Origin of the sequence: Nocardia sp. NPDC056564, assembly GCF_042793755.1 — a bacterium.
Classification (GTDB): Bacteria; Actinomycetota; Actinomycetes; order Mycobacteriales; family Mycobacteriaceae; genus Nocardia.
The window spans coordinates 284,959-297,453 of the sequence record NZ_JBHTUR010000007.1 but is presented as its reverse complement, the minus strand read 5'-3'; the positions used below and the strand labels follow the sequence as shown (position 1 = coordinate 297,453).

20 protein-coding genes are annotated in these 12,495 nt (G+C 68.1%); 7 read left to right on the top strand and 13 right to left on the bottom strand.

Annotation, left to right across the window (positions count from 1 at the left end):
* Window positions 1–6 precede the first annotated feature (6 nt).
* The 5 genes from ACFQ9K_RS20470 to ACFQ9K_RS20450 all read right to left on the bottom strand — a co-directional run bounded on the left by ACFQ9K_RS20470 (window position 7) and on the right by ACFQ9K_RS20450 (window position 2,881).
* On the bottom strand, window positions 7–393 hold the full coding sequence (locus tag ACFQ9K_RS20470) for a phage holin family protein (RefSeq protein ID WP_378720632.1): 387 nt from the start codon (window positions 391–393) through the stop codon (window positions 7–9).
* Between the two features lie 83 nt (window positions 394–476).
* The gene (locus tag ACFQ9K_RS20465; RefSeq protein ID WP_378720631.1) at window positions 477–1,073 is read right to left on the bottom strand and encodes a Clp protease N-terminal domain-containing protein; all 597 of its coding nucleotides are present in this window, start codon (window positions 1,071–1,073) and stop codon (window positions 477–479) included.
* On the bottom strand, window positions 1,073–1,294 hold the full coding sequence (locus tag ACFQ9K_RS20460; RefSeq protein WP_150399788.1) for a helix-turn-helix domain-containing protein: 222 nt from the start codon (window positions 1,292–1,294) through the stop codon (window positions 1,073–1,075). The genes ACFQ9K_RS20465 and ACFQ9K_RS20460 overlap by 1 nt, the downstream gene beginning before the upstream one ends.
* 151 nt (window positions 1,295–1,445) lie before the next feature.
* A complete protein-coding gene (locus tag ACFQ9K_RS20455) occupies window positions 1,446–2,531 on the bottom strand; it encodes a PLP-dependent cysteine synthase family protein (RefSeq protein WP_378723292.1) in 1,086 nt (361 codons plus the stop codon).
* Window positions 2,528–2,881, bottom strand: a complete 354-nt coding sequence (locus tag ACFQ9K_RS20450) for a DUF4229 domain-containing protein (protein ID WP_378723290.1) — start codon at window positions 2,879–2,881, stop codon at window positions 2,528–2,530. Before ACFQ9K_RS20450 ends, ACFQ9K_RS20455 begins: the two co-directional genes overlap by 4 nt.
* Window positions 2,882–3,064: 183 nt before the next feature.
* Between ACFQ9K_RS20450 and ACFQ9K_RS20445 the strand changes: the two genes are divergently transcribed.
* Window positions 3,065–3,274, top strand: coding sequence for a BldC family transcriptional regulator (locus ACFQ9K_RS20445; protein WP_040739417.1), 210 nt, complete (start codon window positions 3,065–3,067; stop codon window positions 3,272–3,274).
* 118 nt (window positions 3,275–3,392) lie between these two features.
* Window positions 3,393–3,602, top strand: a complete 210-nt coding sequence (locus ACFQ9K_RS20440) for a hypothetical protein (protein ID WP_378723288.1) — start codon at window positions 3,393–3,395, stop codon at window positions 3,600–3,602.
* 29 nt (window positions 3,603–3,631) lie between these two features.
* On the opposite strand, the gene ACFQ9K_RS20435 is transcribed toward ACFQ9K_RS20440, so the two are convergent.
* Entirely contained in the window at window positions 3,632–3,844 is a 213-nt protein-coding gene (locus ACFQ9K_RS20435) for a hypothetical protein (RefSeq protein ID WP_378723287.1), read from the bottom strand.
* A gap of 553 nt (window positions 3,845–4,397) precedes the next feature.
* Here ACFQ9K_RS20435 and ACFQ9K_RS20430 point away from each other — a divergent pair.
* Genes ACFQ9K_RS20430 through ACFQ9K_RS20415 form a run of 4 tightly spaced genes read left to right on the top strand, consistent with a single transcriptional unit; the run spans window position 4,398 to window position 6,415 of the window.
* Window positions 4,398–4,793 (top strand): hypothetical protein, encoded by a 396-nt coding sequence (locus ACFQ9K_RS20430; protein ID WP_378723286.1) that lies wholly within the window; start codon window positions 4,398–4,400, stop codon window positions 4,791–4,793.
* Complete coding sequence (locus tag ACFQ9K_RS20425; protein ID WP_378723285.1) at window positions 4,783–5,562, top strand: hypothetical protein; 780 nt, start codon at window positions 4,783–4,785, stop codon at window positions 5,560–5,562. The genes ACFQ9K_RS20430 and ACFQ9K_RS20425 overlap by 11 nt, the downstream gene beginning before the upstream one ends.
* The gene (locus ACFQ9K_RS20420; protein WP_378723284.1) at window positions 5,559–6,032 is read left to right on the top strand and encodes a roadblock/LC7 domain-containing protein; all 474 of its coding nucleotides are present in this window, start codon (window positions 5,559–5,561) and stop codon (window positions 6,030–6,032) included. Before ACFQ9K_RS20425 ends, ACFQ9K_RS20420 begins: the two co-directional genes overlap by 4 nt.
* Before the next feature lie 11 nt (window positions 6,033–6,043).
* Entirely contained in the window at window positions 6,044–6,415 is a 372-nt protein-coding gene (locus tag ACFQ9K_RS20415) for a hypothetical protein (RefSeq protein WP_378723283.1), read from the top strand.
* 98 nt (window positions 6,416–6,513) lie between these two features.
* Here ACFQ9K_RS20415 and ACFQ9K_RS20410 read toward each other — a convergent pair whose 3' ends face one another.
* Entirely contained in the window at window positions 6,514–6,981 is a 468-nt protein-coding gene (locus tag ACFQ9K_RS20410) for a hypothetical protein (RefSeq protein WP_378723282.1), read from the bottom strand.
* A gap of 155 nt (window positions 6,982–7,136) precedes the next feature.
* Between ACFQ9K_RS20410 and ACFQ9K_RS20405 the strand changes: the two genes are divergently transcribed.
* On the top strand, window positions 7,137–7,313 hold the full coding sequence (locus tag ACFQ9K_RS20405) for a hypothetical protein (protein ID WP_378723281.1): 177 nt from the start codon (window positions 7,137–7,139) through the stop codon (window positions 7,311–7,313).
* Window positions 7,314–7,336: 23 nt separating this feature from the next.
* On the opposite strand, the gene ccsB is transcribed toward ACFQ9K_RS20405, so the two are convergent.
* Genes ccsB through ACFQ9K_RS20375 form a run of 6 tightly spaced genes read right to left on the bottom strand, consistent with a single transcriptional unit; the run spans window position 7,337 to window position 12,379 of the window.
* Window positions 7,337–8,302: a c-type cytochrome biogenesis protein CcsB gene (gene ccsB, locus ACFQ9K_RS20400; protein WP_378723280.1), complete on the bottom strand. Its 966-nt coding sequence runs from the start codon at window positions 8,300–8,302 to the stop codon at window positions 7,337–7,339.
* Window positions 8,303–8,304: 2 nt separating this feature from the next.
* Window positions 8,305–9,966 (bottom strand): cytochrome c biogenesis protein ResB, encoded by a 1,662-nt coding sequence (locus tag ACFQ9K_RS20395; RefSeq protein WP_378723279.1) that lies wholly within the window; start codon window positions 9,964–9,966, stop codon window positions 8,305–8,307.
* Window positions 9,963–10,805 carry a cytochrome c biogenesis CcdA family protein gene (locus tag ACFQ9K_RS20390; protein WP_378723294.1) on the bottom strand — a complete coding sequence of 281 codons (843 nt, stop codon included), beginning with the start codon at window positions 10,803–10,805 and terminating at the stop codon, window positions 9,963–9,965. The genes ACFQ9K_RS20395 and ACFQ9K_RS20390 overlap by 4 nt, the downstream gene beginning before the upstream one ends.
* Before the next feature lie 28 nt (window positions 10,806–10,833).
* Window positions 10,834–11,076 carry a hypothetical protein gene (locus tag ACFQ9K_RS20385; RefSeq protein ID WP_378723278.1) on the bottom strand — a complete coding sequence of 81 codons (243 nt, stop codon included), beginning with the start codon at window positions 11,074–11,076 and terminating at the stop codon, window positions 10,834–10,836.
* Complete coding sequence (locus tag ACFQ9K_RS20380; protein WP_378723277.1) at window positions 11,073–11,714, bottom strand: TlpA disulfide reductase family protein; 642 nt, start codon at window positions 11,712–11,714, stop codon at window positions 11,073–11,075. The genes ACFQ9K_RS20385 and ACFQ9K_RS20380 overlap by 4 nt, the downstream gene beginning before the upstream one ends.
* On the bottom strand, window positions 11,711–12,379 hold the full coding sequence (locus ACFQ9K_RS20375) for a histidine phosphatase family protein (protein WP_378723293.1): 669 nt from the start codon (window positions 12,377–12,379) through the stop codon (window positions 11,711–11,713). The genes ACFQ9K_RS20380 and ACFQ9K_RS20375 overlap by 4 nt, the downstream gene beginning before the upstream one ends.
* Window positions 12,380–12,495: the final 116 nt, after the last annotated feature.

Below are 12,495 nucleotides of genomic sequence, written 5' to 3'. Positions count from 1 at the left end.
CGCGGGCTAGTCGTCGCCGTCCGGAACCAGGATGCCGAGCACCCAGTTGACGATCGAGACGATCAGGCCGCCGACCACCGCGGCCCAGAAGCCGTCGACCCGCAGGCCGTAGTCGGTGGTCTCGGTGATCTTCGCGGTCAGCCACAGCATGAGCGCGTTGATCACCAGCAGGAACAGGCCGAGCGTGACGATCACCAGCGGCAGCGAGAGCAGCTTGACGATCGGCTTGACCAGTGCGTTCACCACCGTGAACACCGCGGCGACGGCCAGCACGACGAGCACCTTGCCGACGTTGCCGTTGTCCGCCGGACTGATGATGTCGATCTTGTCGACCCAGGCGGCGGCCAGCCAGATGGCCACCCCGTTGATGATCAACCGAATCAGAAGCTGCATGCGCCCATGCTAAGGCGGCTAGGTGGACATGTGTCGACTCGAAACGCGATTCGTGGCCGCCCCGCCGACCCATGTCCACCGGCTCAGGCCGCGCGATCGAGCAGCGCGTGCACCTTGGGCCGCAGGTCGTGGACCGACTGCGCGCCGCCGAGCAGACGCACGGTGGTCTGATTGGGCGCGCGCAGGATGCCGAGCAGCACGTGCCCGGATTCGATGGTCTTGTCCTTGCGGGCCAAGGCTTCCCGCAGGGACAGCTCGAGCACCTTCTTCGAGTCCCTGGTGAACGGGATGTGGCCGAAGTTGCCGCCGCGGCCCCAGCCGAACGGGCTGCGCCTGCCCTCCGGGATCGCACGGTCGAGCGCGTCCTCGCCGAAGCTCGCCTCCAGCGACTCGCGCACGGCGTCGAGATCGATGCCGATCGACCGCAGGGCCGCGGCGTCCTCCTCCCCCAGCGGTTCGCCGCCGAGCGGATCGCCTTGCCGCTGCGCCGCCAGCGCGCTCATCACGCCGGTGTGGGTGACGCCCGCGTCGGCCAGCAACGACTTCAGCTCGTCTTCGCTCTGCGACAGCAGGCCGAGCAGCACGTGCTCGACCTCGATGGTCGGCGAGCGCAGTTCCCGCGCGTCTTCCTGAGCCAGCACGATGGCCTTGCGCGCCGTCTTGGTGAACCGTTCGAACATCAGCGGTTCCTGCCTCTCTGATTGTGCTTCTGGTGGGCTGCCTGCTTGCTGACCTCGAGCGCTTCGGCGATCTGCTGCCATGACCAGCCCTGTTCGCGGGCATTGGCCACCTGGATCGCTTCCAGACGTTCGAGCAGCCGACGCAGGGCGAGCACCGCGCGCAACCCGACCTTGGGGTCGGGGCTGCCCGCGGCGGCCGCCAGAGTGGTCGCTTCCGTCATGTCGTCAATTTTGATTGACGAGGCGGGTAAATGTCAACAAAAATTGACGACGAGGCTGTTCGCGCTCGGCGAAGAAACACGAAGGCCGCCGTCGCCGGGTGCTGCGTCCCGGATGACGGCGGCCTTCGATCGGCCCTGCGACGGGGTGCGGTCAGCCCGCCCACTCGCCGGTGGCGGCGAACTTGTCCAGGATCGCGGTCGGCTCGGCCAGGCTCAGCCCCTGCGACTCGACCCAGGCATCGTCGTAATACGTTCCGGCATAACGATCTCCACCGTCGCACAGCAGCGTCACCACGCTGCCGCCGCGGCCCGCGGCGAGCATCTCGGCGACGATGGCGAACACACCCCACAGATTGGTGCCGGTGGAGCCGCCCACCCGGCGGCCGAGCACCTTGCTCGCATACCGGGCCGCCGCAATGGATCCCGCGTCCGGCACGCCGATCATCCGATCGACCACCTGGCCGACGAACGACGGCTCCACCCGCGGGCGGCCGATTCCTTCGATGCGCGAAGACATTCCGGTCTCGTAGCCAGCGTCGGCGGTCTCGTAGCCGCCGTAGAAGGCCGAGTTCTCCGGGTCGACCACGGCCAATTTCGTTGCGTGCCTGCGGTATCGGATGTAGCGGCCGATGGTCGCGCTGGTGCCGCCGGTGCCCGCGCCGACCACCACCCACTCCGGTACCGGGTGCGACTCCAAAGTCATTTGCTCGAAGATGGATTCGGCGATGTTGTTGTTGCCGCGCCAGTCGGTGGCGCGCTCGGCGTGGGTGAACTGATCCATGTAGTGCCCGCCGCACTCGGCGGCCAGCCGGGCCGCCTCGGTGTACATGTCGGGTGGGCGCTGAACGAAATGACAACGGCCGCCCTGCGCCTCGATCAGCGCGATCTTCTGCGGCGAGGTGCTGGCCGGCATCACCGCGACGAAATCCAGGCCGAGCAGCTTGGCGAAATACGCCTCGCTGACCGCGGTCGAGCCGGACGACGCCTCCACCACCGTGGTGCCCTCGGTGACCCAGCCGTTGCAGATCGCGTACAGGAACAGCGACCTGGCCAGCCGGTGTTTGAGGCTGCCGGTGATGTGGGTGGATTCGTCCTTCAGATAGAGCTCGACGTTCCACGCGACGGGCAGCGGGTACCGGATCAGGTGGGTGTCGGCGCTGCGCTGGGCATCGGCGTCGATCAGCCGCACCGCGTTGTCGACCCAGTCGCGCGGGGTGCTGCGATCACAGGACTTCACGATGCCCCCTGATTGTCCTCAGGCGTCTCGCCGCGCAGCCGAGCCCGCAATTGGGCCTTGTCGTGCCTGCGGCGTTCGTCCACCACGGCGATGTCCTCGTTGACCCGCACGCGCAGCCGCTTGAACAGCGTGAGCGAGAGCGGCATGGCGATGATCAGCGCGAACAAAGCGGCCACCACCAGCGGAATGTCCACCTTGACCAGCCGCGCGACCAGCACGATCAGCACGGTGATCAGCACGACCAGGACCAGCCTGGCCAGGGTGTACAGACCGAGGTTGCGGGCGAGCCGACGGCCCGCGCCAGCGGTTTGCTGTCCTGGAACACCATCTGGTGGAGTTGCGTCACTCACGTGCCTCAGCCTATGCGAAGCTGTTGCCCGCCCGCGGCGCGCGCCCGTTGCCGAGGTCGGGAGCATATCCGATTTGTCTATTACTTCCCCTTTACCAACAGTAGGTGGTTCGAGTACCTAGGGGTTTCAGTGCAACGATGTCGCCATCTGATGAGGGAACTGTCGAGAACGGAGAGGTTTGCTATGAGTGCGATCACCGTCGGCGGCCAGGACACCCTGCTGACACCAGGGCAGGTTGCTGCCATGTTCCACGTCGATCCCAAGACGGTCACCCGCTGGGCGCATGCCGGGCGTCTCGGCTCGCTGCGCACACCGGGCGGACATCGCCGGTTCCGCGAATCAGAGGTAATGCAGCTGCTCAAGTCGCTCACCACCGAGGCGACCGCACGCTGACTGCGGGCCGCGCGGGCCCATCGTGCCGGGGCCCGCGCCCACCCGGCGTACCGATTTCACGTCAGCGGTGTGCGAGAGCTACGCACGGGACTACCCTCGTAACCAGGAGGTGAGCGACGTGACGTACCTGTTGGCACTCATCGCGGTCGTGGCAGTCGCGGTGCTGTGCTGGAAGGCGTTCGGCCCCGAGAGATCTGCCGGACCGACCGCTACCCACACGCGATCACCGCAACGCAAGCGCGTCGTCGGACCGGACGACGATCCCGAGTTCCTCTGGCGGCTATCCCGCCAGCACCGCAACGGAGACTCCGACTCCACCGAGCGCTGAGCGCTCGGCCCGGATCCCGCTCTCGCGGCTCACATCTCACCCTCGGCGTGGTTGCGCGCGTGCAGCCCTTCGCTCGCGCGCAGTCGATTCGCGAGCATCGCCAGATAGTGCTGCGCCTCCACGGAGAGCCCCGCTGCCGTCTGCACCAGCTTGCGCAGTCCGCCGTCGTTCAACTGCTCGACCAACCTCCCGTCCGCGTCGACCACCGCGGCCGGGAGATAGGTGAAGTAATCGGAATCCAAAGGCCCGTCTCCTCAACCGTTTGTGCGCCGGATAGACGCATCGCATATAGACAGGACACGGCGTTTCGCCGAACGGCACGCCGTTGACCACGTGATCTGCACCACTATTGCCGTTTTCCCTATCGCCCGAGTGACGAAGTGACGCCGGTCACTTTCCTGCGATCCCTTGGTTGAGCCGAACTTATTCCGATGTAGCGGAACTGAACACACCCGCCGACCACAGGTCGAGCCGGGCAGTAGGACGCCCGCGGCTCTCGCCGAGCGTTAGCCGAGCTAACCATCCGTTTGCGGGCGGACCCGATTGCCGCACCGGCGCCGGCTCGGCCGAGCCGCACCCCCGCGCAGGACCGGCGAACAGCACGCCGACGGAATGCGGCGGCACAGATAAATCCGACCGGTGCGGCCGATTAACAGAAACCGCTGGGTATTCAATACAGAAAGGTATTTTTACCGAAATTATTTAGAGCAGAACTTTGCGGCATTTACCGCGTGTTACCCATCGCCAGTGTGTAGCCTTCGGAATTCTTGGACCCCGGATTTGACGAGTGGTGACGTGGTGATCGGTGTTGACGGCTGTCTGGAACGCATCATGCATATCCCCGGCGCGCGCTGCGCGACCCTGGTGGACGGCGCGAGCGGCCTGGCGATCGCCGCGGCGGGCCGGCACGACGTGGTCGACCAGCACGAGGACGCGGCCGCGACCACCGACGTCATGCGTACCGTGCTCGACTGCCCCGCGCTGACCACCGGCCGGGACGGCGAGAACATCACCGAGCTGATCGTGTACGGTACCAATGGATTTCATCTGCTGAACCCGGTGCACGGCGACTTCGACGGCCGGCTTTTCCTGCACGCGCTATTCGACGACGACGCCGGAAATCTGGCGCTGGCTCGAATCCAGCTCCGCGGAATTCTCGCCGAATTCGCCGGAGCAGGCCATGATCAGTGAGCTGACCGAAGAACTTTCGCGACTGGAAATAGAGAAATGCACCGGAGTGCTGTTCGTCGGCGACGGCGCATTCCAGCTCACCGACGGCGCGATCACCTCGGCGGACTGCTTGCGCACCAGCAGCCTGGCCCGGCTCGTCCTGGAGGCCGGCGTGGCGACCGACGAGGACTGGCGGCGCGCCGAGGCCGGGGACGCCGATCGTCTGCTGTCCCGGCCGCGGCTGGAAACCCTGGCGTTGCTGTCGGTCTTCGATGCCGCGTACTTGTTGCTCGGCTCCCCGTCGATTCCCGAATTCCGGCCCGCGCCTCCGCATTGGCTGGTCGCTGTCTGCCGGATCCCGCCGCATGTGCTCGTCCGGGAGTGTGCGCGCCGGGGTGATCCCGACTCCCCGCCGTGGCCCGCACGGCTCGTCGATCGCGCCCCCGTCGCGCCGGTCCGCCGGGGCCCGCGACGACGGGTGGTCCTCACCGGCGGGCAGGCCGAAGTCCTCGCCGCCGCCGACGCCCGGCGCAGCGTCACCGGGATCGGCGAGTATCTCGGCCGAACCACCTACGGGTGTCTGGTAGCGGTGCGCGAGCTGACCGCCGCCGGGCTCATCGAACCACCCGCACCCGTCGCGACCACCGAGCCGCTGCCTCGCCTGGCGGAACCGGTCGAACCGGTGCGTCGGCGCCGGGTGCGGCAGGCCACGCCGGTTCCGGCGCCGGATCGCTGGAAACCCGACGCCGACTTGCTCGTTCGCCTACGGGCGGCTTTGGAGGATGCGTGACCGCGCGGAAGAAACTGCTCGGCGATCTGATGGGAAGGTTGACCAAGGTGTCGATGTCCGCACCTGAACCGAACGCGGCGGTGCTCGCGGAGCTGAAGGCACTACGCGGACGGGTTCCCCGGCTGACCGGCACGCTGGTCGCGTCCGGCGACGGACTACTCGTCGCGCACGATCTACCGCCGCATATCGAACCCGCCGGGATGGCCGCGCTGGCGGCGGCCCAGCTATCCCTGTCCTACCGGCTGGTGACCACCGCGAACGGCGGCGGATTCCACGAGGTCGTCGTGCACGGCACCGAGGGGCACGTGGTCGTCTACGCCGCGGGCTGGACCTCGCTGACCGTCTTGGCCGGCCCCGAGGTGAACGTCGGCCGGCTCCACCTGGAATCCCGGCCGGTAGCCCGCACCATCGCCGATCATCTGGCGTCCATCGCGAACATCGGCAAAGACCAGGCACCGAAATCCGAATGAAAGGAACAGACATGTCCAACCTGGATTTGTCATTGAAGGACATGATGGTGATCGACGGCGCGGTCGGCGCCGCCGTCGTCGACTACAACAGCGGCATGGCCCTAGGCACCCTTGGCAGTTCCAAAACGCTGGACCTCCAGGTCGCCGCGGCGGGCAATACCGAGGTCATGCGCGCCAAGATGCGCACCATGGATCAGCTCGGCCTGAATGACGCCATCGAAGACATCCTCATCACGCTGTCCGGCCAGTACCACATCATCCGTCCGATGACCGGTCGCAAATCCAAGGGCCTGTTCCTCTACCTCGCCCTCGATCGCAACCGCGCGAACCTCGCCCTCGCCCGCCACCGCCTCAAGGGGATCGAGGAAGACCTCGAGGTGTAGCTCGTCCGCGCCGCGTGCCATCGCCTGGGTGGCACCGGAGCCCGAATTCGGCAGCCCCACGCCCGATCTCGATCGAGGCGCGGGGCTGCCGTCGTCGGCTACGCCCGATGCAGGATGCCGGTGGCGGCACCTGCGCGATACTGCATCGAATCGTCCGGCTGGAGCCGGATCACCGAGGTCGCGGCATCTGCCGCGCAATCCGCGCCACCGGTCGGCCGCACGGCCAGGGTCAGCTCGGCCTCGTCCACGGTGACCACCCGCCCGACCCGGGTGCACCGGCTACCCGACGCTTCCTCCGTCTGCGCCCACAGCACGAGTTCTTCGGAGTTCTTGCCCGGCTTGACGATCAACTCCACATCGAACGCCCGCACCCCGTCCTGCACCACGCCTTCCCATTGCCCCAGAAAGGCTTTCGGGATACTCCACACCGCCGAGACCGGCGTCGTATCCACCGGCCGATCCACCGTGGAGCTGTCCGCGCCCCCACCGCCCGCACCCCGATTCGATTGCGCAACAACCACAATCGCCACAACCACGACGATCACCACGGCAACGACAGCAGCCACCACCCACCATCGACTCGACCGACCCGACGGCGTCGCACCCCTGCTCTCCGACGATCCCCAACCCATCGATTCCAGAATAGGCCGGGTCCACACCGCGAGCACCCGAACGATCTCGCGGCCGGAGTGGACACAGCGCCACGGGGTACCCGGCAGGCATGGGTAGCCATCCACAGCGGACACCGTTCTACGGCATGCTGATGATGCTCACCGCCATGATCACCGGCCTGTGCGTGGCCGACCTGCCCTGGCTCGTCCTCCGCGTAGCCGCATACCTCGCCCTACTCGCGATGGCACTGGTCGGATTCGTGATGACCTTCCGCGACTACTCCTGACCGCGCGCGGCGGCCGAGCCGGCTCAGTTGAGTCCGGCGTAGGAGTGCAGGCCGCTGATCACCATGTTGATGATGAAGAGGTTGAAAAGCATTGCGATGAAGCCGGCTACGTTGATCCAGGCGGCCTTGGTGTCGCGCCAGCCGGAGGTGGCGCGGGCGTGCAGGTAGGCGGCGTAGAGGACCCAGGCGATGAAGGAGCAGGTCTCCTTGGGGTCCCAGCCCCAGAAGCGGCCCCAGGCGGCCTCGGCCCAGATGGCGCCGAGGATGACGCCGGCGCCGAAGAGGGGGAAGCCGATGATGGTGGCCTGGTAGGCGAGGCGGTCGAGGGTGCGGGCGTCGGGCAGGCGGCGGGCGATGACACCGAGGATGTTGCTCGACTCCTCGCCCTCGGGCTGGCGCAGCCGGTAGAGGAACAGCAGGCTGGAGACGCCGGCGAAGAGGAAGACGCCGCTGCCGATGCTGACGATGGTGACGTGGATGGGCAGCCAGAACGACTTCAGCGCGGGCACCACGGGGGCCGCGTCGGCGTAGAGGATGGTGCCCGCGAGGAACAGCAGGATGAGCACCGGCACGAGCAGGAAGACCCACATCGCGCGGTACTTCTGCTCGCGCAGGAACAGCGCGCCCATCAGCACCGCGGCGGCGGTGGCCATGGTGACGAACTCGTACATGTTGCCGAGCGGGAAGCGGTGGGTGGCGAAGCCGCGCAGCACGATCGAGCCGATGTGCAGCACGATCGCCACGACCAGGACCGAGAACGCCATGTTGCCGAGTCGCTCGGACAGCGGCTTCTCCGGCGCCCCGACCACCCGGCCGGGCAGCGCGGGATCGCTGGGACCGCCGGCCGAGACGAGGTCGCGCTCCGCGACCTGACGGCCGCGCGCGGTGGCGTACTGCCAGATCAGCAGCACGAGCACCAGCGCGTAGACCACGATCGCGGTCTTGAACGAGAAATCGCTGTAGCGCGCGATGGTCTCGTTGATCGGCATGTCTACTCTCCCGTGGTCTTCGTGTCGGCCGCCGAGCCGGGCCGCACGTCGAGCAGGCGCGCGCGTAGCCGGTCGAACTCGCTGCCCCAGCCCGCCTGGTCGGTCCGAGCCAGCCCGCCCATTTCTACTACGGTGCGTCGTTGGTCCACGGTACCGGCTGCGTTCTCGGCGGGGTAGACCCGCACCCAGATCCGGCGCCGCTTGATCAGCAGCGACACCAGCAGGCCGAGCATCATGGTCACCGCGCTCACCAGCACCCACTGCTGCGCCGGATCGTGCGACACCTGCAGGTTGGCGAATTCCTGTGCGCCGTCGAAGGTCACCTTGGTGCCGTTGGGCAGGCTGGTCGACTCGCCGGGGCGCAGGTTCACCCTGGCCTCCTTGCTCAGTCGTCCCTGCTTGACCTGCTCGGGGTCCAGCGCGAACAGCGACTGCGGCTTGCCGGTGTCGAGCCCGGTGTCGCCGCGATAGATATCGACGGCGACGGCCGGATCCTTCATCGTGGGGAACGACGAGGTCAGCAGGCTGCCGTGGAACAGCGCGGTCGGCGCGAACAGGCCCTCGATGGCGATCTGGTTCTTCCGCCGCTCCTCGTCGGTGGGGTACATGCCGCCGGGCGGGTCGATGCGCAGCACGCCGCTGGACAGGAAGGTCCGCGCGTCCTCGGGCCGCCACTGCAGCGACTCGGTGCGGGTCTGCCCGTTCGGGAAGGTGACGGTGAAGGTCGGCGCGTAGCCGTGGCCCTGCAGATAGATCCGGTCACCGGCCACCCGCAACGGGTGGTTGACCTGGATCCGGGTCGAGCGCCAGGTGTCGGTCTGCAGGTCGGCGCCGGACTGGTATTCGATGTTCGAGGTGAACATCTCCGCCTGGCCGTTCTCCAGGTAGTCGCCCTTGAAGTCCTTGACCCGCACGCAGATCGGCGCCATGCCGGTGCCGTCGTTGACGTTGCCCGCCTTGAACGAGTCGAACACCGCGGGCGAGGTGGTGCAGAAGCCGGGACCGTCGTTCGCGATGACGATGACGTTGCCCTCGTAGCCGAACAGCTTGCCGACCGCGATGGCGACCAGCAGGCAGACCAGGGCGAGGTGGAAGACCAGGTTGCCGAGCTCGCGGGTGTAGCCCTTCTCCGCGGCGAGGGTGATCTCGCCGTCGCGGGTGCCCGGCCGGACCTCGGTTCGCCAGCCGCGCAACTCCTTCCGCACGCCCGCGATCACCTCGTCGGGCGTCCGCTCGGCGCTGCCGGTGTAATGGTGCGGCAGCCGGGTGAGGTTGCGCGGCGCGCGCACGGGCGGGGTGCGCAGGGCGCGGTAGTGATCGAGGCAGCGCGGCAGGATGCAGCCGACCAGCGAAATGAACAGCAGCACATAGATGGCGGTGAACCAGAAGCTGCCGAACACGTCGAACAGCTCGAACCGGTCCATCCACGGGCCGAGCGTCGGCCGGTTCCGGATGTACTGATCGACCTTCTGCGCGTTCAGGCTACGCTGCGGCAGTAGCGCGCCCGGGATCGCGCCCAGCGCGAGCAGGAACAGCAGCACCAGCGCGGTGCGCATGCTGGTCAGCCCGCGCCAGGTGTTGCGCACGAATGCCCACGCCTTGCCGAGCGGTGACTGCCGGGGCGGCGGCGCCGGCGCGGTCATCGGCTTTTCGGTGACGGTCATATCGGCAGCGTCACCCCGGACACGAACCCGTCGCGCACCCAGCCGACGAACTGATCCCACACCCCGGTGACCAGCGCGACGCCGACCGCGACGAGCAGCAGGCCGCCGATGATCTGGATGGTGCGCGAGTTGCGGCGCAGCCAGCCGACGCCGCGCAGCGCGCTGGCCGACCCGAACGCCAGGATGATGAACGGCAGGCCGAGGCCGAGGCAGTAGGCGACGATGAGCGCGACCCCGCGGGCCGCGGTGGTCCCGTCGGTGCCCGCGGCGACCGCCATCACGCCGGACAGCGTCGGCCCGAGGCACGGCGTCCAGCCGAGCGCGAACACCCCGCCGAGCAGCGGCGCCCCCGCGATGCTGGTCAGCCTGCGCGGTTCCATCCTGGTGTCGCGTTGCAGCGCCGGGATCAGGCCGATGAAGACCAGGCCCATCAGGATGGTGACCACGCCGCCGATGCGTTGCAGCAGTTCACGATTCACGTTCAGGGTCTGGATCACGCCGAACACCGTCGCGGTGGCGAGCACGAACACGACGGTGAACCCGGCGACGAACAGTCCCGCCGCGCCGGCCACCCGCATGCGTCCGGTCCGCGCGGCCTGCGCGGCCGAGCTGACGGCGACCGAACTCGGTTGCGCCCCTTGGGCTTGCGCGACGGTGGCGGGCGGCGCCTCCGCACCGACCAGCCCGGCGAGGTAGGACAGATAACCCGGCACCAGCGGCACGACGCACGGCGAGGCGAAGGACACCAGGCCGGCGAGCAGGCAGGCGCCCAGCGCGAGCAACAACGGTCCGGTGGCGGCGGTCTGCTGGAACGAATCCCCTACGGCGGCCAGCACCATCACGCGGCCACCGCGATCACGCGGGGATTCACACGCCCTCCCCCTCCGGCGTCTCCGCGGCCGGGTCGGTGTCGCCGCGCAGCACGACGCGCTGTTCCGTGGTCTCTTCGAACAGCACACCGAAGTCGAGCAGCGAGTCCGCCGCGACACTGCGCGGCACCGTGGCTATGCCCTTCCATCGGTCGTCCACGGCCCAGGCGCCACCGATTCGGCGGGCGCCCTGCCGGGGACGACAGGCACGCAGGCTACGGGTACGACGATCGCGATTCACTGTGCTTCCTCCGAGGCGATTTTTTGAACAATCGGTTGCAGATCGTCGGCCAGCAGGGGGCGCAGGTACACCGCGGCGACGCGGTGCTGACGATCCAAGATCAGGGTGGTGGGAATGACACTGGTCGGGAAATTCCCACCGAGGGCGAGCAGGGTGCGCATGGACGGGTCGTAGATGGACGGATATTCGACCTTGTTGTCTACGACGAAATCCTGCGCCTTGTCCTGCTGCGGGTCGCGGACGTTGATGCCGAGAAAGGCGACGCCGTTGTCTTTCGTTGCCGCATAAACCTTTTCGAGCGCGGGCGACTCCGCGCGGCAGGGTCCGCACCACTGCCCCCACAGGTTGATTACCACGACCTTGCCCGGGTAATCCTCGACCGAGGTGGTTTTGCCCTTGGTCATCAGATCCGGCCCGGACAGCTTGCCGATGGTGCCGCGCGCGCTCGGCGGGTCGTAGAAGATCTCGGTTTTGCCGCCGGGCGAGACGAATTCGAAGGTGCCGCCGGACGCCACCGCGTCGCTACCGCCCGAGCAGCCGGCCAGCGCGGCGACCAGGCCGGCACAGGCGAGCAGAACGGTGGCGGCCCGCCTGGCCGAACCGGCAGGCGGAGCAGCGGACGCGGTGCGGTCGATCATGCGCCGTGTACCGAGGGGTCCGAACCGCCCGCGGGCTCGGAGTACACGATGTCGACGAGCGTGTCGCCGTGGTAGACCAGCGAGGTCAGCGACGCGAGCGAGCACTGCCGCTGGCGCGGGTCGTGCCAGAGACGCTGGCCCTGCAGGAACCGGCGCAGCGTCCAGACCGGCAGCTGATGCGAGACCAGCACGGCCTCGCGCCCGGCGGCCTCGACGCGCGCCTTGTTCACCGCGGCCAGCATCCGGTGCGCGATCTGCAGGTACGGCTCGCCCCAGGACGGGGTGAACGGGTCGCGCAGCTTCCACCAGTGCCGCGGCTTGCGCAGCGCGCCGTCACCGACGGAGACCCGCAGGCCCTCGAAGGTGTTGCCCGCCTCGATCAGGTTCTCGTCCGTGCGCACGATCAGCTGATGCTGGGCCGCGATCGGTTCCGCGGTTTCCTGGGCCCGTTGCAGGGGCGAGGCGATGACCACGGCGATGTCGTGATCGGCCAGCGCCCGCGCGACCGCGCCTGCCTGCGAGCGACCGGTCACCGACAGGCTGAAGCCGGGAAGCCTGCCGTAGAGGATCCCGTTCGGGTTGTGCACCTCGCCGTGGCGCAGCACGTGCACGATCGTCTCGACCGGATCGCCGTCCGGCGCCGGCTTCGGCTTCGACTCCGAAATCGTTGCCGCACCGGCATTTTCGTCGAGCGCGGGAATCTGCTCGGCCGGGCCCGACGCGGCGGCGGCGAACTGCGCGCCCGCGTCGATGACGGCGGAATCGGTGGCGGGCTGCGCTA

What these genes read in the sequence shown, in the direction of transcription:
- ACFQ9K_RS20470 (WP_378720632.1), bottom strand. Translation starts at nt 393, where the DNA reads ATGCAGCTTCTGATTCGGTTGATCATCAACGGGGTGGCCATCTGGCTG.
- ACFQ9K_RS20465 (WP_378720631.1), bottom strand. Translation starts at nt 1,073, where the DNA reads ATGTTCGAACGGTTCACCAAGACGGCGCGCAAGGCCATCGTGCTGGCT.
- ACFQ9K_RS20460 (WP_150399788.1), bottom strand. Translation starts at nt 1,294, where the DNA reads ATGACGGAAGCGACCACTCTGGCGGCCGCCGCGGGCAGCCCCGACCCC.
- ACFQ9K_RS20445 (WP_040739417.1), top strand. Translation starts at nt 3,065, where the DNA reads ATGAGTGCGATCACCGTCGGCGGCCAGGACACCCTGCTGACACCAGGG.
- ACFQ9K_RS20425 (WP_378723285.1), top strand. Translation starts at nt 4,783, where the DNA reads ATGATCAGTGAGCTGACCGAAGAACTTTCGCGACTGGAAATAGAGAAA.
- ACFQ9K_RS20415 (WP_378723283.1), top strand. Translation starts at nt 6,044, where the DNA reads ATGTCCAACCTGGATTTGTCATTGAAGGACATGATGGTGATCGACGGC.
- ACFQ9K_RS20405 (WP_378723281.1), top strand. Translation starts at nt 7,137, where the DNA reads ATGGGTAGCCATCCACAGCGGACACCGTTCTACGGCATGCTGATGATG.
- ccsB (WP_378723280.1), bottom strand. Translation starts at nt 8,302, where the DNA reads ATGCCGATCAACGAGACCATCGCGCGCTACAGCGATTTCTCGTTCAAG.
- ACFQ9K_RS20395 (WP_378723279.1), bottom strand. Translation starts at nt 9,966, where the DNA reads ATGACCGTCACCGAAAAGCCGATGACCGCGCCGGCGCCGCCGCCCCGG.
- ACFQ9K_RS20390 (WP_378723294.1), bottom strand. Translation starts at nt 10,805, where the DNA reads ATGGTGCTGGCCGCCGTAGGGGATTCGTTCCAGCAGACCGCCGCCACC.
- ACFQ9K_RS20380 (WP_378723277.1), bottom strand. Translation starts at nt 11,714, where the DNA reads ATGATCGACCGCACCGCGTCCGCTGCTCCGCCTGCCGGTTCGGCCAGG.